Source organism: Pseudoalteromonas sp. SR44-8, from assembly GCF_014163635.1.
Taxonomy (GTDB): Bacteria; Pseudomonadota; Gammaproteobacteria; order Enterobacterales; family Alteromonadaceae; genus Pseudoalteromonas; species Pseudoalteromonas rhizosphaerae.
The window spans coordinates 39,583-60,622 of record NZ_JACJDS010000017.1 but is presented as its reverse complement, the minus strand read 5'-3'; the positions used below and the strand labels follow the sequence as shown (position 1 = coordinate 60,622).

Genomic DNA, 21,040 nt, shown 5'->3' with positions numbered 1-21,040 from the left:
AAACAAATGTCAACACACAAGAGCACTCGCCCGGCAATGCGCCGAATTAGCACTATCCACTTTATTGGTATTGGTGGCGCAGGAATGGGCGGTATTGCCGAAGTACTCGCATTTGAAGGATATCGTATTACTGGCTCTGATATTGCCCATAGTGCAATGACCGAACGTTTGATCCAAGCTGGCGCTGAAGTGTTTATTGGCCATCATCAAAGTAATGTTAAAGATGCCAATGTAGTGGTGGTTTCAAGTGCAATTGATGAAACTAACCCTGAGATTATTGCAGCTAAGGCGGCACGTATTCCGGTTGTGCGCCGTGCAGAAATGTTGGCCGAGCTAATGCGCTTTCGCCACGGTATTGCTATCGCTGGCACTCATGGTAAAACCACCACCACTAGTTTGATCGCGAGTATTTATGCTCAAGCTGGGCTGGATCCAACCTTTATTATTGGTGGCTTACTTAATAGTGCGGGTAGTAACGCAAAAGTCGGTAAAAGTGATTTTTTAATTGCTGAAGCTGATGAGAGTGATGCGTCATTCTTGCATTTGCAACCTATGGTATCGGTGATCACTAATATTGAAGAAGATCACATGGATACCTACGGCGGTAGCTTAGAAAAAATGAAAGACACTTATGTGGATTTCATTCATAACCTGCCTTTTTATGGCCTTGCTGTGGTGTGTATCGATTCAGAAGTGGCAGCTGAGCTTATTCCGCGATTTGGCCGTCCTGTGATCACTTATGGTGAATCGAGCGACGCCGATTACCGCATGACTGATTTTAGCCAAACGGCAAATACCAGTCAGTTTAAAGTGCGCACTAAGCAAGGTGATGAATTAACTGTGCATTTAAATATGCCAGGTAAACATAATGCATTGAACGCCACTGCAGCGATTGCTGTTGCAAAAGATCAACAAATAGCTGATCACGCGATTTTAGAAGCATTGCAACAGTTTGAAGGTATCGGACGTCGTTTTCAGCATTATGGCGATTTTGAAAACGAACGTGGCAAAGTAATGCTGGTGGATGATTATGGTCATCACCCTTCAGAAGTTGCAGCGACTATAGCGGCAATTCGCCAAGGCTGGCCTGATAAACGCTTAGTAATGATTTACCAACCACATCGCTTTACTCGTACTCGTGATTTATATGAAGACTTTGTAAAAGTGTTAGCCGATGTTGATCAGTTATTATTGCTTGATGTATACGGCGCTGGTGAAGAGCCAATTATTGGCGCAGACAGTAAAAGTTTATGTCGTAGCTTACGTCAACGCGGTAAAGAACCACTGCATGTTGCAAGTAGCTCTGAACTAGCTGGAGTATTAGCTGATACGTTACAAGATAATGATTTAGTTATAACCCAAGGTGCTGGTAATATTGGTCAATTAGTAAAAACACTCGCGGCGACATCGCTGTCGATTGAGCAACTTAAGCAGGTAAAGGTATGACGCAATTAAACACACAGTTTGGCAAAGTGGCAGTGTTGTTTGGTGGACACTCAGCTGAGCGCGAAGTATCACTAAAATCAGGCCAAGCGGTATTGAACGCATTACAAAATGCGGGCGTTGATGCCATTGGCTTTGATCCAAAAGAGCAACCGTTATGGCAATTAAAAGAACTCGGCATTGAACGAGTATTTATCGCCCTGCATGGTCGCGGTGGTGAAGACGGTACTATTCAAGGTGCACTTGAGTTTATGGGGTTGCCATACACTGGCAGTAACGTATTAGGCTCAGCATTGGCGATGGATAAAATACGTTGTAAGCATTTATTTAAATCTGCGGGCTTGAGCACTGCGCCTTATGCGGTGGTGGATAGCAAACGTGGTTTTGATGCTACAGCGATAATGAATGAACTGAAAAAAGTGATGGTAAAACCGTCGCACGAAGGTTCTAGCATTGGTATGGCGCAAGCAAATAATGCGCAAGAGCTTGAAGCTGCTTTAGCCGAAGCGTTTAAGTTTGACAGCCAAGTACTGGTTGAGCAGTGGATAACAGGGCGCGAATTTACAATCACTGTACTAGGCGATGAGGTACAGCCAGTAATTGAAATGACCACCCCGAATGGTTTTTATGATTACCAAGCAAAGTATCAGTCAAATACCACGCAATATCATTGCCCAGCAGACTTATCAGCTGGCGATACCACGCATTTACAAGCAATGGCTTTAGCGGCATTTGATCTGGTGGGTGCCAGTGGTTGGGGTCGTGTTGATGCAATGCAAGATGCAGACGGTAACTTTTATTTGTTAGAAGTAAACACAGTACCAGGAATGACTGAAAAATCGTTAGTGCCAATGGCTGCTAAAGCAAATGGTGCAAGCTTTGAGCAATTAGTTGTTCGCATTTTGGAGCAAACGCTTTAATATGCATCCCTTTTTGGAAAAAGCGCAACAATTAAAACAGCAACTCAATTGGTCGTTAATCTTTGGTGTGAGCTTTTTCCTTATTGTAGTTTTTAGCTTAGTACAAATAACCAGCGGCGTTAGACAGTGGTTGGTGGAAAATAAAGATGCGCAGATAAAGCATTTAGCGGTGTTGGGGAAACCTCAATATACGGACGAAAAAGCGATTATTGGCGCGATTAAAAAAGCTGACTTATCGAGTTTTTTTGATTTAGATGTTAAACATGTTCAACATTTGGTTCAAGAGCTGCCATGGGTGGCTACTGTATCGGTACGCAAGCAGTGGCCAGATACATTACAAGTGTATGTAGTAGAGCATCAGGCCGTCGCAGTGTGGAACAGTGATTTATTACTTAACCAAAGCGGTGAAGTGTTTCAAGCTAGCAGTGCGAAGCTCAGTGACGAGCTGCCACAACTTTATGGCCCTGAGGGCAGTGAGTTTGAAGCTTGGGGAGCTTTCAAGCAGCTTGATGAAATGCTTAAGGTCAATAGTTTTAAGTTAACCAGTCTTGCATTGTCAGAGCGATTTTCATGGCAGTTATGGCTCGATAACGGTATTCGCCTTAAATTAGGGCGTAAAGAAAAAGCTAAACGGGTACAGCGGTTTATAGATGTTTACCCGCGGATGGAAAAACGTGCAGATGCACAAGTAGATGTAGTGGATTTACGGTATGATACCGGCCTTGCAGTGAGCTGGAAGCTCCTGGAAGAAGCGCAATTACAAAATAAGAGTAAGGCATGACTAAGTCAGCAGAAAGAAACCTAGTGATTGGATTAGACGTTGGCACCTCAAAAGTGGTGGCCACGGTTGGTGAAATCACCGCAGATAACAAACTCAGCATTGTTGGGGTTGGCAGCCAAGTGTCCCATGGTATGGATAAAGGCGGCGTAAACGACCTTAACTTGGTGTCGGAGTCTATTCGTCGTGCAATCGATGAAGCTGAACTTATGGCTGATTGCCGTATTAGCTCCGTGTATTTGGGGATCTCAGGTAAACATATTCAGTGCCAAAACGAAAGTGGTGTTGTGGCAATTAATAACACTGAAGTGACTGATGAAGACATTGAAAATGTTATTCATATTGCGCGCTCTGTGCCTATTTCAGCCGAACGTAAAATGCTGCATGCGCTGCCGCAAGAATATAGTATCGATATGCAAGAAGGGATTAAAAACCCGCGTGGTATGAGTGGTGTACGAATGGAAGCCCGTGCTCACATCATAACTTGCTCAAACGATATGGCGAAAAATATTGAAAAATGTGTTGAGCGTTGTGGTCTTGAAGTTGACCAACTGATTTTCACCGCATTAGCGTCGTGTTATTCGGTATTAACCGATGACGAAAAAGAGCTTGGTGTTGCGGTACTTGATATCGGTGGCGGTACGATGGATATCACTATTTATATCAATGGTGCGTTGCGCCACTCTGCAGTTATTCCTGTAGCGGGTAACCAAGTTACTGGCGATATTGCAAAAATATTTCGTACACCGATATCCCATGCTGAATCACTCAAGGTACAATATGCCTGTGCAAGTAGCCAAATGGCCAGCAGCGAAGAAACTATTGAAGTGCCTAGTGTAGGCGGGCGACCAGCGCGGTTAATGTCGCGTCATACCTTATCAGAGGTGGTTGAGCCACGTTTTAGAGAATTATTTGAATTAGCGATGGAAGAAATTCATCGTTCAGGATTAGCAGACCAAATTGCAGCAGGACTCGTCATTACTGGCGGTAGTGCTAAAATGGCTGGCGCGATGGAAGTGGCTGAAGACATTTTCCAGATGCCAGTGAGAATAGGCAAACCTATAGGGATAGTTGGTTTGACAGATTATGTAGATGACCCTTCATATGCAACGGCGGTTGGCTTATTACAATATGGCCGCACAATGCAATCGATGAATGCACAAAAATCGAAACCTGAAGGCGATAATAATTGGTGGAACCGCATAACGAAGTGGTTTCAAGGCGAGTTTTAATACTCAAGTCGGAGAGTAAACATGTTTGATATAATGGAACAACACAGCGAAGAAGCTGTTATAAAAGTAATAGGCGTGGGCGGCGGCGGCGGTAACGCTGTTGAGCACATGGTTAAGCAACAAATTGAAGGCGTGCGTTTTATTGCCGCTAATACGGATGCTCAGGCATTACGTAACTCATCAGCAGATATTACGGTGCAACTAGGTACTCAGATCACGTCTGGGCTAGGTGCGGGTGCAAACCCTGATGTAGGTCGTAAATCAGCAGAAGAAGACGCCGATACTATTCGTGCCAGCCTTGAAGGTGCTGATATGGTATTTATCGCAGCGGGTATGGGCGGTGGTACTGGCACAGGTGCTGCGCCTGTGGTTGCCAAAATTGCTAAAGAGTTAGGTATTTTAACGGTTGCTGTAGTGACACGTCCGTTTGACTTTGAAGGTAAAAAGCGCGCAGCAGCGGCTGAACAAGGTATTAACGAATTGTCAGAAATTGTAGATTCACTTATTACAATTCCTAACAATAAATTGCTTAAAGTTTTAGGCAAAGGGACTACACTATTAGACGCATTCGCTAAAGCTAATGATGTATTATTTGGTGCCGTGCAAGGTATTGCGGAACTAATTACTCGTTCTGGTTTGATTAACGTGGATTTCGCCGACGTACGTACAGTAATGTCAGCCATGGGTACTGCGATGATGGGCACAGCGTCTGCATCGGGTCCTGATCGTGCGCAAGAAGCTGCAGAAGCTGCAATCTCAAGCCCACTGCTTGAAGACGTTGATTTAACTGGCGCGAAAGGCATCCTAGTTAACATCACTGCAGGTATGGATATCGCAATTGAAGAGTTTGAAATTGTTGGTAATCACGTTAAAGCATTAGCATCTGAAAATGCGACTGTGGTGGTTGGTGCGGTTATTGACCCTGAAATGACTGATGAACTACGTGTAACTGTAGTCGCTACAGGTTTAGGCGGCGATCGTCGTCCACAGTTTGGTATTGTCGATAACGGCTTTAAAAAAGCGTCAGGTTCTGATGTTAGCAGTTCAACAAACCAAACTAGCAGTATGTATGTACCAAGCTTTGCAAGCCAAGGTAGTGGCGATGAAATGACTGCTGCTCCAGCGATTGAAAAGCATGAATCGAGCAAGACAACGCAAAGCAATAGTGGTTTATCTAAAACTAATGATAGCGGTAAAAAGTCTAATAAATCAGAAGGTGGCGATTATTTCGACATCCCTGCATTTTTAAGAAAACAAGCAGATTAAGCAAAAAGGTAATTGTTTTTGTTTAAAAAGCGAACGAATTTGGCAGCTGGTCGTATATGTGATATAATCGGCGGTCTAACTGTAACTATAAGTGAGCGAAGCTATGATTAAACAGCGTACCATTGCAGAGATAGTCAAAGCCATAGGAATTGGACTTCACAAAGGTGAGAAGGTCACTATTACTCTCCGACCTGCGAGCGCAAATACTGGGATAGTATTTCGTCGTGTCGACCTTGATCCGGTTGTTGATTTTGAAACAACACCTGAAGCCGTTGGCGATACGCAATTATGTACCTGTTTAACTAATAAAGATGGCGTTCGCTTATCTACGACTGAGCACCTTATTGCTGCGGTAGCGGCAATGGGTATCGATAATTTGATCGTTGAATTAGATAGCTCAGAAGTACCAATAATGGATGGTAGTGCATTACCATTCATTTATTTGTTACAAAAAGGCGGCATTGCAGAGCAGAATGCGGCTAAGCGCTTTATTCGTATTAAAGAAAAAGTACGTATTGAAGAAGGTGATAAATGGGCCGAGATTGAACCATATGATGGTTTTCATATCGACTTTGAAATTGCTTTCGATCATCCGGCAATCAATGAAAGCCGCCAACGTATCGGTTTAGATATTACGGCACAAAGCTTTACGGAAGAAATCAGCCGCGCACGTACTTTTGGCTTTATGAAAGACATTGAATATATGCATGCTAATAACCTAGCTTTAGGTGGCAGCATGGATAACGCCGTGGTATTGGATGAGTTTAAAGTACTTAATCCTAACGGTCTGCGTTATAGCGATGAGTTTGTTAAGCATAAGATTCTAGACTGTGTTGGTGACATGTTTATGACAGGCCACAACATTTTAGGAAAAATTACAGCTTATAAATCAGGCCATGACCTGAACAATAAGTTACTTCGTAAAATTATGGCGACTGAGTCAGCATGGGAATGGGCAACATTTGATACCCCAGTATACATGCCAGCACCAGGTTTAGAAGTAGCCACAGCTTAATCGCAAACGCTTAAAACAGTTATAAAAAATGACGCTATCTAGCGTCATTTTTTTGTTTAAATATTGCGGTTTAGTTTTTTAATGTTATACCAATCGTGTTAAGTTACTGACCATTTATAGCGACAGATAAATGGAGTGATAACAAGGCGTAAATTTTGACATGTAGTTGTTCTACTTAAAAAATTATAACGCAGTTAGCGCTTTATTTAGCTCGCTAGAATGGTTAAATATTTAAGTCGATTGGTATTAAACCTTTTTACAATCCTAACAGCTGTTGTAACTGTACCAGCTCAGTCACTTGGTATGTTGGTTCAATGCCTTCTGGCAGAACTGTGTTGGGATGCTGTAGCCAGCAGGTATCAATCCCGGCATTTTGGCCACCTAAGATATCACTGCTTGCGGTATCACCGACCATTAAGATCTGTTCTTTTGGTGGATTACCTAACAGTTCAAAAGTGTGATAAAAAATTTCTGCGGCTGGTTTTGCAATTCCCACTTGCTCAGAGATAACTAAACAATCAAACATCTCTTTTAATCCGGTATGCTCTAAGCGGCGTGCTTGTAGCTGGGTAAAACCATTAGTGATAATGCCTAATTTAGCATGCGGTTTTAGTTTATTTAGCAGTTCAATAGCACCAGGTAATGGTTCGCAGATCTCAGCCATGGCAGTTAAAAAATCATCATTAAGCTGTTGAGCTGGAACATTGAGCTTATTAGCCCACTCACTAAATCGAGTGACTTGTAGGTGAGTAGCGGAAATAGTATTGTTTTGATACTCAAGCCACAACGGTTTATTTGTTGCTTGATAATGACTGTAATCAGCGTCATTAAAATCAACGCCATAAACTGCAAACATTCTTTTTAAGCCTGCATAGGCATTAAAGCTAAATAAGGTTTCGTCGGCATCAAATAAAACATGGGTGTACTTCATTAAACTTCCTTAGAGTAAAGCGCGGGATGAAGAAAAGGCGCCATAGCGAGTGTCAGCGCTTGCGTATAGGTACTTTCTCGGGTGGCATGATGATTAGTTAATAAACCAATAGCACCGCCTTGCTGTTTGATATTGGTAGTATTAAATGCGTTATCCATTACATCGCCAAGTTCTTTGCCTTGCAATAACGCATTATACAGGCTTGGGGGTAAAGGAAGGTTACTACTACGACCGATAGCACGTTGTTGGTTATCAGCAACGACTACAAATGCAAAGGTAGCGGGGCCGTAGCTAAATTGCTCAGCACCACCTTCCATTGCAACATAAAAATCAGCTTGGTAATGCTGTTGGCAATACAAGACACGATTTTGTGCGCCTATTCGTGTTTCATCTTCACCTATTGGCTGATCAGGTACTTGTGAAGGTGCATCAACTCCTTGACAATCAATCGTCATATCAGGGTAATAGAGAGAGAAAATACTGCGGGCAGCATTTATTTTTACCGGATTTTTGGAACCGACGAGAATGCGTAATGGCTCTGTCATGCTGATATCTCCTTTTATGATGAAGTCAGCAGTTTACATAAGCTATGTATTTCAGCAAGCGTATTTCTTAAATAGGCAAATCAACGGGGGCTAATTCGGCAAGCGCACGCTTTTTAAGGATAATATCTTTGATAAGTGGGGTTAATACTAACTCCATGGCGAGTCCCATTTTTCCGCCTGGTACCACTAAAGTGTTGATCCTCGACATAAAGCTGCCTTCGATCATACGTAGGTAATACGGAAAATCGACGTCATCTATGCCACGAAAACGAATAACCACAAAGCTTTCATCAAGGGACGGAATATCTTTTGCGCTAAATGGGTTTGAGGTGTCAACGGTTGGCACGCGCTGAAAGTTTATGTGAGTTCGTGAGAACTGTGGCGTAATGTGATTAATGTAATCATCCATACTGCGGACAATTGAGCCCATAACAGCTTCGCGAGAGTGACCACGTTCAGAGGTGTCGCGGATTAACTTTTGGATCCACTCAAGGTTAATGATAGGCACCATACCAATTAGTAAATCAACATGCTTAGCTACATCATGATCTTCATCGACAACACCGCCATGCAGTCCTTCGTAGAATAAAATATCGGTGCTGCTTTCCAGTTCTTGCCACGGAGTAAAGGTACCTGGTAGTTGATTGTATGGCACGGCTTCGTCAAAGGTATGCAAATAACGACGTAATTTACCTGCTCCAGTATCGCCATAGGTGCTGAACAAACCTTCAAGAGCTGCAAAGTCATTAGCTTCACGACCAAAGTAACTAATGTGTTTACCTTCTTGCTGCGCTTCGCGAACTTTTTTATCCATCTCAGGACGAGTATAGCGATGAAAACTGTCGCCCTCTATAAATGCGGCCTCAATATTAAGACTACGAAATATATGCTTAATAGCACTTGTCGTGGTGGTAGTACCCGCACCAGATGAACCAGTGATCGCAATAATAGGATGTTTAGCTGACATAATTTTTCTCGTTTTAAGTAGCTCTGTAGTTATAAGGCGTAGTAAGGGGGTAGGTCAAGTGACATATCAATAACAGACTTGGGAATAACTATAAAATAGCGCTATTATAAGGGCGATAAAAATAATTAGAGAATGATATGAAATTGACTTTACCTTGGCTAAGTTTTGTTGCCACCCTTGCAGTTACCCCTAATAGCGTTTTAGCTGCGATGCCAAAAAGCGAAATTTTACTTGCTAAACTTAACACAGAATATGGGTTACAAGTAAGCCGTATCACTAATAATGATGTTTATAATAATCAGCCTTTACTTACCAAAGAGGGTATTTATTTTACCCAAGAAGTGCAAAGTGAAGGGCAAAGTCAAACAGATCTAGCTTTTTATGATTTTACCAATAAGCAAGTAACTAATTTAACAAATACTGCTGTGAGTGAATACTCGCCGACTTTAACACCTAATGGTAAGGCACTGTCAGCTATCGTAGTCGAGGCGGATGGTAAGCAAAAGTTATGGCAATATCCGTTTGACGATAATGTTAAACCAAGTCGTATTTTTGAGTGGGTAGAACCAGTTGGTTATCATGCCTGGGGCGCCAAAAATGATATGGTGATGTTTATTTTAGGCGAACCACATACTTTACAATATACTCAGGTTGCTGCAGCGAAGCCAAAAGTGGTTGCTGAGCATATTGGCCGTACGTTGACATTTAATCATGCATTAGCTGCCTATACATTTAGTTATAGCAAAGCGCAGCAGCACTGGTTAGCAAGTTATGATCCGCAAGAAAATACCGTCACTGACCTCTTTCGTTTACCGCAGACTGTACAAGATTACGCATTTAAAGACGCTAATACGGTCATTTATGCGGTCGATAATCGTGTTTACCAGCGCAAGCTAAATAGCCCTGAGCAGGTCTCGCTATGGCTTGATTTAACGCCTTTCTGTGATACCAATATTACCCGTATGAGCTACTTAAATGATCAACTCGCTTTTGTCTGCGTTAAATAACTATAATATAAAACTTTGCAGGTTCTTGGCTGTGCTGTAGTTTACAGCTAAGAGCTTAATGAAAATCAAGGATATCCATGTCAGCTAGTCCAGAGCAAATCAACGAGCAACTTATTGCATTAGAGTGCCGTAGTAATTTTAGAATTAAGAATATCACTGAATATATGTTACCTAAGTCCAAAGAAGCAATTTATCTGCATATAGAAGGTGGCCAAGCTAAGCTTGTGCTTCGTCCTGTACTGGAAGTCTTTAGTGATGATTTTAATAAAATAGCAGGCGTTAACCGCATTAGCGGTTTTTTTCATAGTAGTGAAATGACACGGTTTCCAACGCGTATTTTTAAAAGCACGAATCCAATACATTATGGAATAGGTTTTAAAATGACCAGCGTTGAAGGAGCAAAAGAGTTTATTTCTCAGCTAGTAAAAATTATCAATGGATAAATAACGCTGTTGATAAAAAACGGCAAGCCAATGGCTTGCCGTACAAATTAACGTTTTAAGAAACTATTTACAGACGCTAATTCACGTTCTTTAAGTGCAATACAATTATTTACGCTTTCTTCAAGCTTGCTTAAGGTACGGGCATAACCTGGCTCATCAGCAATTTTGCTCATAAAGAAAGTTTGCGTTTTTGCTAAGCTGCTGGCGCTACAACCTGAGGTGGTAAAGTTAGGCAGGTTAGGTACGAAGAAAGGTGGCAAGTTTGCAACTACCTTATCGTAATTCGCGTATATCCATTCAATAAACAAAGCTTCACGGGCTTTCGTGTAAGCCTGTCCTGACATAATCGTACGCATGTCAGATGCAGTGACATCGTCAGTTAAGCTGTAATTTAATACCTTAGTTTGTAGCTCTGGCGTGCCAAAGTAACTCATAGCCGCTAGCATTTTTGTACGCACTTGCGGATCTTTGGTAGTTTTAAAGGTATTTATATATGCATCGAGTAGGTTTTTATCACCATGGAATGCGGCTAAGTTTAAGTAGATTGACGCAAGGTACGGATCAACTTTTTCTGGGTTATTTAAGTAAACACGGGCTTGTGCCTTGGCGGTATTGATCACACTTTGATCTTCACCATCAAAACCTAAACGCGCAACTACTTGAGTACGTAATTGCGAGATTGCAGCATCTTCTTTAACTTTTGCAGTTAAACCATACTGTTTAGCTGCAGGCATGATGCTTTTACGAATAAATTCAGGCCACAGGTCTTGGTTGCTTTCATCTTCAAAGGTACGCTTTTGTGCGGCTAAATAACCCAAAGCGGTATTAGCAACGCGTGGGTGTTTGTCGCTTACAAAAACTTCTAGTGTTTGCATTAAATGTGCAGCAGAAATAACACCAGCATCTAGTAATGCATCAGCGGCAGACAATAACGCTAAACGTTCTCGTACTGTCAATGACTGTGCGGCGTTATCAATCAATGCAGCAAATTGTTTGTCATCCATCACCCAGCGGTAATAACCTAAAGCGCCTTGATCTGGATAAATCCACTCAGGTTCAAATTCAAGTTCAACAGTTTGATTGGCTTTAGTTAGTAATACATTGGCAGTTTTAACTTTATCGCCAGCACCGTATTTTATTGCAACTGGCACATTCCAAAGCTGTGCAGGAGCATCAACGCCCGCGTTAGTAAAGCGGCTTTGATTAATGGTAATCGTTTTACCTTGCTGAGTTACTTTGATCAGTGGGAATGAAGATTGTTCGATAAACGATTTTAAAACCGCTGCCACATCTTTATTTGATGCTTTACCAAGGGCTTGCCATAAGTCGGCTGCTTCGGCGTTTTTATACGAGAACTCTTTTAAATAAGCACGAATACCCTGCTGGAAAGCCTCTTCGCCAATCCAGTTTTCAACCATAGCTAATACCGAGCTGCCTTTGCTATAAGCTAAGCCTAGGCCGTCCATAATATCGGCTTCGGTTTTGATTGGTTTACGAATTGGCTTAGTACTTAAACGAGCATCTAACGCCATAACGTTATTTTGCGGCAGGTCTAAATGTGATTCAAATTCAGGGTTAAGCTGGGCTGTGATTTTAGCAGCCATCCAGCTTGCAAACGCTTCATTTAGCCATAAGTCATTCCACCATTTCATGGTTACTAAGTTACCGTACCACTGGTGAGCAAGTTCATGAGCGATGATAGATACATTACGTTGTTTTTTATTGCGAGTCGCTGTAGCCAAATCAAGCAGCAAAATATCTTCACGGTAGGTAACTAAGCCTGCGTTTTCCATGGCACCGAATGGAAACTCTGGAACAGCGACTGAATCTAGTTTTTTATAAACGTAAGGAATACCAAAGTAGCCTTCAAGCGCGGCCAATACTTTTGGCATTGCTTGCTCGGCATATTCACCTAAGTGAATTTTACCTTGTGGCGTGATCACACGACCTGGAATTGGCATGCCTTTGACTTCACGCTCCTCAAATGGACCGACAGCCATGGCCACTAAGTATGAAGGAATTGGCGGTGTTTTATCAAAAAAGTGAGTGGTCATATCGCCATTAACGGTCGTTTTTAACTCAGGTGTATTGGCATACACTTTTTGAGAGCTAGGTGCTGTAATCGTTAATTGGAATGGAATTTTATAACTTGGTTCATCAAATACAGGGAATGCGCGGCGGGCATCGCTCATTTCAAATTGGGTAAATAAATACGGCACACCCTGATCTAAGGTTTTATACAGGCCAACACTTTGGCGATTATAGGGGGCAGTGAAGTCGACTTTAAGCGTGTATTTACCTGGTTGAATTTGCTCATCGCAGCTAAATTTTACTTTACCTGTTTTTAGCATTTCAGCACTTAAGTCACAGTTTTCTGCCCCAAGCAGTTTTGCCATTTGCGTTGCGTAAGCAACACCATTTAGCTCGATATAGTTAGTTGGCTTAAGTACTTCAAGGGCGATTTCGGTCATACCGCTAAAGGTTTCTTGAGCTGGATCAAGCGTTAGAGATACGTGTTGAGAACTTGGTTTTGCGAGCTTTTCTAGGACAAACTCATTAGCATGAGCTGAACTTACTGCAACGGCCACACTGAGTGTGAGTAGGCTTTTAATAAACATAGATATCCCTGATATTTTCTTGTTAGAGTTTTGTGCTCAGTTATCGTAACAGTTTTTAAGCAGTGAGTAATGAGCTAGTTGGTAACAAAGTTTGTCAAATGGTGTGGCGCTGATTAAAGCGGTGCCAATCAATGTGCTGGTTGATCACGCGTATTTGTTGGCAGATCTGATTAAGGGTGATTACATCGCTAAATTCAGTCAATTCATATTCATTAAAACCCAGCAGATAATTAAAAGCATCTTTATTGCCTGCTTGAATTGCATAAATGCGGATTTGCTGCTCAAAATTGAGCCTGAGACTGCTGACAGCGGTTTTCATACCAAGTTGATCGATATTGGGAATATCACACTTTTGTAAGTAGCCGGCACGCTCTCCTTCACCAGAGAACCAAATGCGAACTTTCTCGCTATAGCGACCTGACTTAGATGGTAAGTCAAACAATAGGCGATTGTGTCCTTGTTGTTTAACTGCTGCGATATACTCGTTTAAGCCAGCATCAAAAAGTGCTTGATGGATAGGCACAATACGGGCTTTTATTTTACCGTGGGTATGGAAATGAAAACAAAGGATCTGTTGATGTTCAACAATATCGCACAGTTGTAAATGGCCAATTTCATCACTGTAAGCTCCGCTGTAATAAGCGATTAAAGGGAGCCAAAAATGCCAGTGTTTCGGCTGTTCGCGAGGTAAGCGTTGATCACCATATATATAGCCATGGTAAAGCGTATGTAATTCCATAGCGGAAAAAGGGCGGCGACCAAGATGGGACTTCAACGTAATACCCTGAAAGTAAAGATTTGCGCTAGTTTATAGCAAATAAACCAGCGCAGTAAAGCAATGTTAAATAATGCTTATTCGCTTAGTGCGCGTGCTAATCCAACCGGCTCGATTTCAACACATACTTGGTCGTCATTCCAGTTTAGGCCAACCAGTGCGTCATCTTCTTTTAGATCTTCAACCCAGTCATCTAAAAACTCATCCAAGGTGATTTGCAGTGGGCTGTAATCGGCCCATTCTTCTTTACACTGGGCTTTTGCTGTTGCTTCACTTTCCCACAATAGTAGTACATCGGTGTTTTCAAATTGGTTAGAGTCACAAACCACAAAACCGCCATCTTCAGCACCTAGCGCCCAGATTTGTTCACTTTGACGTACTTTTTCAACAAAACTAACTAGTTCTGATTCAATTTCGATATCACTCATGTGTTTACCCTTAAATGTTAATTACGTGGATCGGTTTGCTGCACTGCCTGTTGCTGAGCAAATGAATAATAGAAATTCATTAACTCGGTATGTGCCGTTAGATCCGTTAACTCGCGGAAGCAAATCCAATCAAGTAAGCAGTATAAACTGATGCACAGGTATTCACAGCTTTTAAATTCTGCATCTGCAAAATGGTTATTTAAATAGCTTAATGTTTCAGCAATGCGTTCATTTTGTAGATTAAAAAATAATTTATCATCCTGTGTATCGAATCCTGAACGCTGACAAAGTAATAGCTCAACCAGCGAATCATTGCATGCATTAATGATTGTTAGTAGGTGCTCTTGTTGCCAATTCAGACGAGTTTGACTGTGTTGTTCGAGCAAAAAGCGGATGATGTTATTTGAATCAGCTAAAGTTTGCTGCTTAGTGATTAGCACTGGAATTTTTCGGGCTGGATTATTTTGTATCATCAGCTGACGATCAGTGTCTGAAAAAATATCTAACTTGATAAACTCAAGACTACATTGATTTAACAGTGCCCAAATACGAATGCGGCGTACAAATGGCGAGGTTGTTGAGCCTAATAGTTGCATGTGCTTTCCTTAGGATAAAAAGAAAGCCGCAGAGGCGGCTTTCTTTTAGGTTAGTAATAAAACCAACGTTATTCTGTACGACTAGTCACTTCAAGTAAGTGGTAGCCAAACTGAGTTTGCACAGGACCTTGTACTTGATTAATCGGTGCTGAAAATACCACTTTATCAAATTCAGGAACCATCATACCAGGACCAAACTCACCTAATGCACCGCCATCCTGACCTGAAGGGCAGTTTGAATGTACCTTAGCTAACTCAGCAAAATCTTCGCCTTGTTCAATCTTGGTTTTTAAATCTAAGCACTGCGCTTCGCTGTCTACTAATATGTGTCTTGCACTTGCCACTGTCATAAAATCTCCCGTTTCAAGGTGGTGTTTTTTTAATCAAATCTTACGTTATTCTAGTTCAATAATAACTACTTGTACCAGTATAAAATTAAATATCTGAAATTGCTTGTTCTATTGCTTTAACTAACTTGTCTGAATCAGGCTTGGTTTTGCTATTAAAACGTTCAACCTGTTTGCGATCTGCAGATACAAGATATTTATAAAAGTTCCAATTTGGCGAACTCGTTTGGGCATTTAAATGTTTAAATATAGCATTAGCATCACTGCCTCTGACTTCGCTGGTGGCAAACATCGGGAAAGTTACGCCGTAATTTACAAAGCAAACTTTAGCGGTGTCTTTTTCGTCATCTTCTTCTTGGAAAAAATCATCAGAAGGAAATCCCAGTATCACTAAACCTTGATCTTGGTATTTTTGATATAGCGCTTCTAGACCTTCAAATTGTGGCGTAAAACCGCAGTTGCTTGCCGTATTGACTATTAATAAGGGTTTATTCTTGAATTGACATAAATTAATGCTCTCTTTAGAGCGAAGTTTGCGCATAGTAACATTAGTGAAGTCATCACATGATGTAGCCTCAACCTGCTGTTGGCTTGTTTGCTCTGGCTGTGCATAAACACTACAACTGAGTATTGCGCAGCATAATAATAATTTTTTAAACATACCGATTCCTTAACTTGTTGTGGCTGATCACCCTAGATGGCAGTCTACCGTTTATTTTGCAGTAGTGTCAGTTTAACTCATACGTTACTATGCAATGAATTGATCAACAACCGCTAAAAACAAAATGACAATACGATTAGCAAATAGTAATGATTTAGCCGCTATAGTTGCAATTTATAATGAAACAATCGCAAGTAGAATGGTTACAGCCGACACCGAACAAGTAAGCATAGCAGACAAGCAAAGTTGGTTTAATAGCCATACCGAGCAGCGGCCTATTTACGTTTATGAGCAAGACTCGAAGGTGATAGCTTGGCTTAGTTATAAGTCATTTTATGGCCGTCCAGCCTATGATGGTACGGTAGAGGTCAGTATTTACATTACAGCCAATGCACAAGGTCAAGGGCTTGGTAAACGTTTACTTACTTTTGCCCAAGAGCAAGCTAAGCCATTAAATATTAAAGTACTACTGGCATTTATATTTAGTCATAATATACCGAGTGTTAAATTGTTTGAGCGTTTTGGTTATCAACGGTGGGGAGAGTTGCCTAATGTAGCAATTATGGATGGCAATCACTACAGCTTAACTATTTTAGGTAAGCACTTAGGGTAGCGGTACTCCCAAAAAATAACCTCTTTGATTATGTTAATGCAGAAAACTTAGGCTACGCTTTTACAATCTCAAGTTGATGAAAAGCGTGGTCAAAGCTGTGCGGAAAATATTGATAGTTGATAGCAGTAGCATTTTAGCGATGCGAATAAAAGTATTGCTCGAATTGATTGGCTGTGAAGTTGAGTTGATTCATTTTTCAATGCTACATGAGTGCACTGCGTTTAGTTGTTATGATTTAGTGGCTGTGGCTCATGGCGTTCCATTAGCTACCGCAAATTCTTTAGTAACGCAGATCAATCAAGATCGCTTTTTGCTTCTCGCCCCTAAAGTTGAAAACAATGAACAACTTTCTTCATTTAGTGATCTTAATCGGCTGGTGCCAAATGCTATTGTAATTTATCCATTTTTTGCGAATAAAGAAATCAGCACCTTGCTGGAGAGTGTTTTAGAGCTTGGCTCCGATAGTGTTTTAGTATTACCAACGGTATTGCTGGTTGATCATATCCCTCAGCGGCTTGAAAAAATAGCAAATAGCCTGTTAGGCGCCCATATTAAAACGATTACAGCTCATAGTATTAGCTCTGCGGTAACTCAAGCGCAAGGGCATGAAATTGATCTGTTATTGAGTGATTTTAGTCTGCCTGATGGCTCAGGTTTAGAAGTGTTCGCCGCTCTCAAAGTATTATATCCGCAATGTCGCTGTTTGTTATTTACCTCAAAACCAAATCAAGTGTCGATGATTGAAGCAATTCGTCAAGGGGTGGAAGACGTATTGGTTAAACCGATCAATGAAAATATGATACTGCAATCTGTGCATAAACTTTGGCAAACTGAGTTGTTAAGACGGCATAACACAGAGTTAGTTGAACGTCTGCAAGATACCGTTGATGCACTTATTGAAAAGGATAGCTTGTTACGCGTTATTTATAAGCATACACCTGATGCGATTATGTTATTTGAGCGCAATGGTGAAGTGATTGAAGCAAACGATGCTTGCTCTAAACTCTTTAATTTACCTGCAAAAATACTTAAAGGTAGCTCAGTTTTTACTTTATTAGATACGATGTCTGCTGAGCAAATTAAAGAAAAAATAGCGACGTTAAATAAAAATCGTCAATTTAGTTGTGATGTATATCTGCCAATGAAAGAGGGAGAGGCTATCCCATTAGTTGGTTCGTTTAATGAGATTGACCATCATGGTAATATTGCACTCGCGGTTATTTTTAAGAATGTTACTCATCTTAAACTTAAAGAGGAGCTGTTGCTCGAGGCAAAAGATATGCTTGAAGAGCAAGTACGTGCCCGAACATCGCAGCTTGAGCATGCTAAAAATGTCGCCGAGGCAGCAAATCACAGTAAATCAGAGTTTCTTGCTAATATGTCCCATGAATTACGTACTCCTATGCATTCAATATTAAGTTTTGCTCGCTTTGGTTTAGATAAACTCGGCAGAGGTGATATTTCAGTTGAAAAGCTACAGAAATATTTATCTCGCATAGAGTGTAGTGGCGAGCGGCTGCTCTCATTACTTAATAATTTACTCGACCTATCTAAACTCGATGTTGGTAAGTTCCCTTTTAATCCGCGCCCGCATAACCTGAGTAATATTATTAAAACCAGTATTGATGATGTGTCAGGTACCGCTATGGAAAAAGAGATTGAAGTACAGTATTTGCCACCAAAACCGCCTATTATAATTGACTGTGATGAAGAGCAAATAAATCAATTATTACGTAATATCCTCGGCAATGCGTTGAAATTTAGTGATCAGCATAGCCGTATTGAAGTCGTTTTAACTAATCAACAAGGGCAGGCAATTATTGAAGTGATTGATAGTGGTATAGGGATACCTGATGATGAACTTGAGTATGTGTTCTCAAAATTCGTGCAGAGTAGCACAACTAATAGCGGTGCTGGTGGAACAGGGCTTGGTTTAGCCTTATGCCGTGAGTTTGTCTCATTACATGAAGGAGTTATTTCTGCTCATAACAATAGCTCAGGAGGCACGACGATTCACATCGCTCTGCCTTTAGAAATAAAAAGTTTCAGCTAAGCAATAATAAATTACTTAGCCTTACTGGTAAGAGTTTTTTTTACGACTAAACTATTAATATGAATTATGAAATGGATGACAATTATGCCTGTAACGAGAATTCTAGCTGTTGATGATGAGCCCTTTAATTTAGAAATTATAGAAGAAATATTATTAGATCTTGATTTTGAATTAAAGATGGTTAGCAGTGGCCCTGAGTGCCTCAGTATCGTGGAAGAGTTTGCGCCACAAGTAATTTTACTTGACGTGAGTATGCCACAAATGAATGGTTATGAAGTATGTAGAAGACTAAAAGCAAACCCTCGTACGGCTCATATCATAGTCATGTTTGTATCAGCCAGAGGCACAGTAGAGGAGCGGATGGAAGGGTATGCTGTAGGTGCTGAAGATTATATTGTTAAGCCATTTGGACAGGATGAACTTAAATCGAAACTGAAAATTCTTAATCAAGTACTGATTGAAAAAAAATCGTTAGAACAGCAAATTGAAGAGGCCACATCAACTGCATTCAATGCTATGGCAAACAGTAGTGAAATGGGGCAAATAGTTAATTATATTGAGAAGATTGGTATGATTAACAACACCAAAGCGCTTGGGGAGGCCCTAGTTCATTGTTTAAGATCGTTTGATTTACAAAGTAATATTGAGTTTAGAGTTATTGCTGATGCTCCTGAGCACTTTGCCCTCAATGGTACGTGTTCGCCAATTGTAATTGAGTTGTTTGATATGCTCAAAAATAAGGGCCGCTTACATGAGTTTTCTCACCGTATCTTAGTTAACTATGAATTAATTAGTTTATTGATTTTAAATATGCCAGATCACGATCCTGATAAGCATGGCCGGATCCGTGACCATGTGTGCTTTATTGTCAGTGTCACAGAGCAACAGCTACGAGCAATCATGACTCGTGAAGCTTTACAGTCGCAACAAACAAAGCTAAATGATGCAATTACTATGGTGAATAGCAAGTTTCATGGCTTAATTGGGCTGTTAAATGAAAACCGTAAGAGTAATGAAGCGGTGTTCAAGCGTTTACAAGAAGAGTTAGAACAGCGTATTCCATCAATGGGGTTAGACGAAGATCAAGAAGTGTTTATTTATCAGAAGGTAGATCAAGCGATTCAAAACTCAGTTGCCCGTGAAGAGTCTGTGCAGGGAGTGAAAGCCGCTTTTCATGAAATTGAGCAAGACCTATCTATCTTATTGAAAAAGTAACAGTAAATAATCAAGGGGTGTGAAGCTACGCATCTCTTGGTAAGCCCTTTTCTACGATACGTATCAAACGGGCGGTTTTTCGTAGCAATTTATCTTGTTTTGAGCATTGTTGCTTAAGCGCCCACTCTATATGCTCTTTTACCAACTCGGTTGATTGATCATAGCTGGCGCTGAGCGCGTCAACGATCGATTGGCTAAATTGCGCATTACCTAAACCTACAGCAATATTTCGTAGCCAGCGCTGATGGCCAATTCGACGGATCGGACTGCCTTCGGTATTTTTTAAAAAGGTAGCTTCATCCCAACTAAATAAATCAAGTAAATCTTTATCTTTTAGTTGTGTTCGTGGGTGAAAGTCGGCTTCATCGGTAATTTGCCCGTAGCGGTTCCATGGGCAAACTAATTGGCAATCATCACAGCCGTAAACGCGATTACCTAATAGTGAGCGATACTGCTCAGGGATTGGTCCTTGCAGCTCAATAGTAAGATAAGAAATACACTTGCGTGCATCAACCACGTAAGGCTCTACAATTGCGCCGGTTGGGCATAAAGTAATGCAGGCTACGCATTTTCCACATCCCTCAAACTCATTGGGCTTATCAATTGGTAAAGGGATATCAACAAATAACTCACCCAAAAAGAACCAAGAACCGGCTTCTTTATTGATTAGCAAGCTGTGCTTTCCACGCCAGCCTAAACCTGCTTTTTCAGCAAGTTGACGTTCTAATACTGGTGCTGAATCAACAAATGGCCGATAGCCTAATTGACCGATTTGCAGCTCAATTTTTTGACCTAATTTCTTTAATCGATTACGCATCAGTTTATGATAATCACGCCCTAATGCATAACGACTAATATACGCTTTATCGGTATTTTTGAGGGTTTTAGCAAAGCTTGCATCGGGGGGCAGGTAATTCATTTTTACTGATATAACCCGCACAGTACCAGGGACTAGCTCCGCAGGGCGAGCGCGTTTCATTCCATGAGCGGCCATATATTCCATATCGCCGTGATAGCCTAAATCAAGCCAGCGCTGTAATTGTGCTTCGTGTTTGCTTAAATCAATGTCAGTGATGCCAACTTCAGCAAAGCCAAGTTCTTTACCCCACTGTTTTATATCAAGGGCTAACTGCGTGTGATCGGATATTGAGCTACTCACATGGGTACATCATTAAGAAAAAATAACG

21 protein-coding genes are annotated in these 21,040 nt (G+C 41.1%); 11 read left to right on the top strand and 10 right to left on the bottom strand.

Annotated features, from left to right (window positions below):
• The first annotated feature begins 6 nt into the window (after positions 1-6).
• From murC to lpxC, 6 genes are all read left to right on the top strand, one after another.
• A complete protein-coding gene (murC, locus tag H5183_RS10395) occupies positions 7-1,446 on the top strand; it encodes a UDP-N-acetylmuramate--L-alanine ligase (RefSeq protein WP_259397186.1) in 1,440 nt (479 codons plus the stop codon).
• A complete protein-coding gene (locus H5183_RS10390; RefSeq protein ID WP_149980616.1) occupies positions 1,443-2,363 on the top strand; it encodes a D-alanine--D-alanine ligase in 921 nt (306 codons plus the stop codon). Before murC ends, H5183_RS10390 begins: the two co-directional genes overlap by 4 nt.
• A gap of 1 nt (position 2,364) precedes the next feature.
• On the top strand, positions 2,365-3,144 hold the full coding sequence (locus H5183_RS10385; protein WP_182731642.1) for a cell division protein FtsQ/DivIB: 780 nt from the start codon (positions 2,365-2,367) through the stop codon (positions 3,142-3,144).
• Positions 3,141-4,373, top strand: a complete 1,233-nt coding sequence (ftsA, locus tag H5183_RS10380) for a cell division protein FtsA (protein ID WP_145236894.1) — start codon at positions 3,141-3,143, stop codon at positions 4,371-4,373. The genes H5183_RS10385 and ftsA overlap by 4 nt, the downstream gene beginning before the upstream one ends.
• A 21-nt stretch (positions 4,374-4,394) precedes the next feature.
• Positions 4,395-5,639 carry a cell division protein FtsZ gene (gene ftsZ / locus H5183_RS10375; protein WP_182731641.1) on the top strand — a complete coding sequence of 415 codons (1,245 nt, stop codon included), beginning with the start codon at positions 4,395-4,397 and terminating at the stop codon, positions 5,637-5,639.
• Positions 5,640-5,742: 103 nt separating this feature from the next.
• Complete coding sequence (gene lpxC / locus H5183_RS10370) at positions 5,743-6,654, top strand: UDP-3-O-acyl-N-acetylglucosamine deacetylase (RefSeq protein ID WP_182718054.1); 912 nt, start codon at positions 5,743-5,745, stop codon at positions 6,652-6,654.
• Positions 6,655-6,910: 256 nt separating this feature from the next.
• Here lpxC and yjjG read toward each other — a convergent pair whose 3' ends face one another.
• From yjjG to H5183_RS10355, 3 genes are all read right to left on the bottom strand, one after another.
• Positions 6,911-7,585 carry a pyrimidine 5'-nucleotidase gene (gene yjjG / locus H5183_RS10365; protein WP_145236903.1) on the bottom strand — a complete coding sequence of 225 codons (675 nt, stop codon included), beginning with the start codon at positions 7,583-7,585 and terminating at the stop codon, positions 6,911-6,913.
• The gene (gene yjjX, locus H5183_RS10360; protein ID WP_182731640.1) at positions 7,585-8,130 is read right to left on the bottom strand and encodes an inosine/xanthosine triphosphatase; all 546 of its coding nucleotides are present in this window, start codon (positions 8,128-8,130) and stop codon (positions 7,585-7,587) included. Before yjjX ends, yjjG begins: the two co-directional genes overlap by 1 nt.
• 67 nt (positions 8,131-8,197) lie before the next feature.
• Positions 8,198-9,097, bottom strand: a complete 900-nt coding sequence (locus H5183_RS10355; RefSeq protein WP_145236910.1) for a phosphoribulokinase — start codon at positions 9,095-9,097, stop codon at positions 8,198-8,200.
• A 137-nt stretch (positions 9,098-9,234) separates the two neighbouring features.
• Here H5183_RS10355 and H5183_RS10350 point away from each other — a divergent pair, with 137 nt between their 5' ends.
• Positions 9,235-10,104 carry a hypothetical protein gene (locus H5183_RS10350; protein ID WP_182731639.1) on the top strand — a complete coding sequence of 290 codons (870 nt, stop codon included), beginning with the start codon at positions 9,235-9,237 and terminating at the stop codon, positions 10,102-10,104.
• Positions 10,105-10,181: 77 nt separating this feature from the next.
• Positions 10,182-10,547, top strand: coding sequence for a hypothetical protein (locus H5183_RS10345; protein WP_182731638.1), 366 nt, complete (start codon positions 10,182-10,184; stop codon positions 10,545-10,547).
• A 47-nt stretch (positions 10,548-10,594) separates the two neighbouring features.
• On the opposite strand, the gene H5183_RS10340 is transcribed toward H5183_RS10345, so the two are convergent.
• From H5183_RS10340 to H5183_RS10315, 6 genes are all read right to left on the bottom strand, one after another.
• Positions 10,595-13,165, bottom strand: coding sequence for a M1 family metallopeptidase (locus tag H5183_RS10340; protein WP_182731637.1), 2,571 nt, complete (start codon positions 13,163-13,165; stop codon positions 10,595-10,597).
• Positions 13,166-13,259: 94 nt separating this feature from the next.
• A complete protein-coding gene (locus H5183_RS10335) occupies positions 13,260-13,940 on the bottom strand; it encodes a hypothetical protein (protein ID WP_149980621.1) in 681 nt (226 codons plus the stop codon).
• A gap of 77 nt (positions 13,941-14,017) precedes the next feature.
• The gene (locus tag H5183_RS10330) at positions 14,018-14,368 is read right to left on the bottom strand and encodes a DUF2750 domain-containing protein (protein WP_145236925.1); all 351 of its coding nucleotides are present in this window, start codon (positions 14,366-14,368) and stop codon (positions 14,018-14,020) included.
• A 17-nt stretch (positions 14,369-14,385) separates the two neighbouring features.
• Positions 14,386-14,964 (bottom strand): glutathione S-transferase family protein, encoded by a 579-nt coding sequence (locus H5183_RS10325; protein ID WP_182731636.1) that lies wholly within the window; start codon positions 14,962-14,964, stop codon positions 14,386-14,388.
• A gap of 68 nt (positions 14,965-15,032) precedes the next feature.
• A complete protein-coding gene (locus H5183_RS10320; protein ID WP_149980623.1) occupies positions 15,033-15,314 on the bottom strand; it encodes a peptidylprolyl isomerase in 282 nt (93 codons plus the stop codon).
• Between the two features lie 85 nt (positions 15,315-15,399).
• Positions 15,400-15,972, bottom strand: coding sequence for a glutathione peroxidase (locus H5183_RS10315; protein WP_182731635.1), 573 nt, complete (start codon positions 15,970-15,972; stop codon positions 15,400-15,402).
• A gap of 124 nt (positions 15,973-16,096) precedes the next feature.
• On the opposite strand from H5183_RS10315, the gene H5183_RS10310 reads away from it, so the two are divergent.
• The 3 genes from H5183_RS10310 to H5183_RS10300 all read left to right on the top strand — a co-directional run bounded on the left by H5183_RS10310 (position 16,097) and on the right by H5183_RS10300 (position 19,853).
• Complete coding sequence (locus tag H5183_RS10310) at positions 16,097-16,585, top strand: GNAT family N-acetyltransferase (RefSeq protein ID WP_182731634.1); 489 nt, start codon at positions 16,097-16,099, stop codon at positions 16,583-16,585.
• 76 nt (positions 16,586-16,661) lie between these two features.
• Positions 16,662-18,638, top strand: a complete 1,977-nt coding sequence (locus H5183_RS10305; RefSeq protein WP_182731633.1) for an ATP-binding protein — start codon at positions 16,662-16,664, stop codon at positions 18,636-18,638.
• 84 nt (positions 18,639-18,722) lie between these two features.
• Positions 18,723-19,853, top strand: a complete 1,131-nt coding sequence (locus tag H5183_RS10300) for a PleD family two-component system response regulator (protein ID WP_182731632.1) — start codon at positions 18,723-18,725, stop codon at positions 19,851-19,853.
• Positions 19,854-19,878: 25 nt separating this feature from the next.
• On the opposite strand, the gene queG is transcribed toward H5183_RS10300, so the two are convergent.
• The gene (queG, locus tag H5183_RS10295; RefSeq protein ID WP_182731631.1) at positions 19,879-21,012 is read right to left on the bottom strand and encodes a tRNA epoxyqueuosine(34) reductase QueG; all 1,134 of its coding nucleotides are present in this window, start codon (positions 21,010-21,012) and stop codon (positions 19,879-19,881) included.
• Positions 21,013-21,040 lie beyond the last annotated feature (28 nt).

Excerpts from the sequence above, each read along its gene's own strand:
- murC (WP_259397186.1), top strand. The coding sequence starts at position 7 with ATGTCAACACACAAGAGCACTCGCCCGGCAATGCGCCGAATTAGCACT.
- H5183_RS10390 (WP_149980616.1), top strand. The coding sequence starts at position 1,443 with ATGACGCAATTAAACACACAGTTTGGCAAAGTGGCAGTGTTGTTTGGT.
- H5183_RS10385 (WP_182731642.1), top strand. The coding sequence starts at position 2,365 with ATGCATCCCTTTTTGGAAAAAGCGCAACAATTAAAACAGCAACTCAAT.
- ftsA (WP_145236894.1), top strand. The coding sequence starts at position 3,141 with ATGACTAAGTCAGCAGAAAGAAACCTAGTGATTGGATTAGACGTTGGC.
- ftsZ (WP_182731641.1), top strand. The coding sequence starts at position 4,395 with ATGTTTGATATAATGGAACAACACAGCGAAGAAGCTGTTATAAAAGTA.
- lpxC (WP_182718054.1), top strand. The coding sequence starts at position 5,743 with ATGATTAAACAGCGTACCATTGCAGAGATAGTCAAAGCCATAGGAATT.
- yjjG (WP_145236903.1), bottom strand. The coding sequence starts at position 7,585 with ATGAAGTACACCCATGTTTTATTTGATGCCGACGAAACCTTATTTAGC.
- yjjX (WP_182731640.1), bottom strand. The coding sequence starts at position 8,130 with ATGACAGAGCCATTACGCATTCTCGTCGGTTCCAAAAATCCGGTAAAA.
- H5183_RS10355 (WP_145236910.1), bottom strand. The coding sequence starts at position 9,097 with ATGTCAGCTAAACATCCTATTATTGCGATCACTGGTTCATCTGGTGCG.
- H5183_RS10350 (WP_182731639.1), top strand. The coding sequence starts at position 9,235 with ATGAAATTGACTTTACCTTGGCTAAGTTTTGTTGCCACCCTTGCAGTT.
- H5183_RS10345 (WP_182731638.1), top strand. The coding sequence starts at position 10,182 with ATGTCAGCTAGTCCAGAGCAAATCAACGAGCAACTTATTGCATTAGAG.
- H5183_RS10340 (WP_182731637.1), bottom strand. The coding sequence starts at position 13,165 with ATGTTTATTAAAAGCCTACTCACACTCAGTGTGGCCGTTGCAGTAAGT.
- H5183_RS10330 (WP_145236925.1), bottom strand. The coding sequence starts at position 14,368 with ATGAGTGATATCGAAATTGAATCAGAACTAGTTAGTTTTGTTGAAAAA.
- H5183_RS10325 (WP_182731636.1), bottom strand. The coding sequence starts at position 14,964 with ATGCAACTATTAGGCTCAACAACCTCGCCATTTGTACGCCGCATTCGT.
- H5183_RS10320 (WP_149980623.1), bottom strand. The coding sequence starts at position 15,314 with ATGACAGTGGCAAGTGCAAGACACATATTAGTAGACAGCGAAGCGCAG.
- H5183_RS10315 (WP_182731635.1), bottom strand. The coding sequence starts at position 15,972 with ATGTTTAAAAAATTATTATTATGCTGCGCAATACTCAGTTGTAGTGTT.
- H5183_RS10310 (WP_182731634.1), top strand. The coding sequence starts at position 16,097 with ATGACAATACGATTAGCAAATAGTAATGATTTAGCCGCTATAGTTGCA.
- H5183_RS10305 (WP_182731633.1), top strand. The coding sequence starts at position 16,662 with ATGAAAAGCGTGGTCAAAGCTGTGCGGAAAATATTGATAGTTGATAGC.
- H5183_RS10300 (WP_182731632.1), top strand. The coding sequence starts at position 18,723 with ATGCCTGTAACGAGAATTCTAGCTGTTGATGATGAGCCCTTTAATTTA.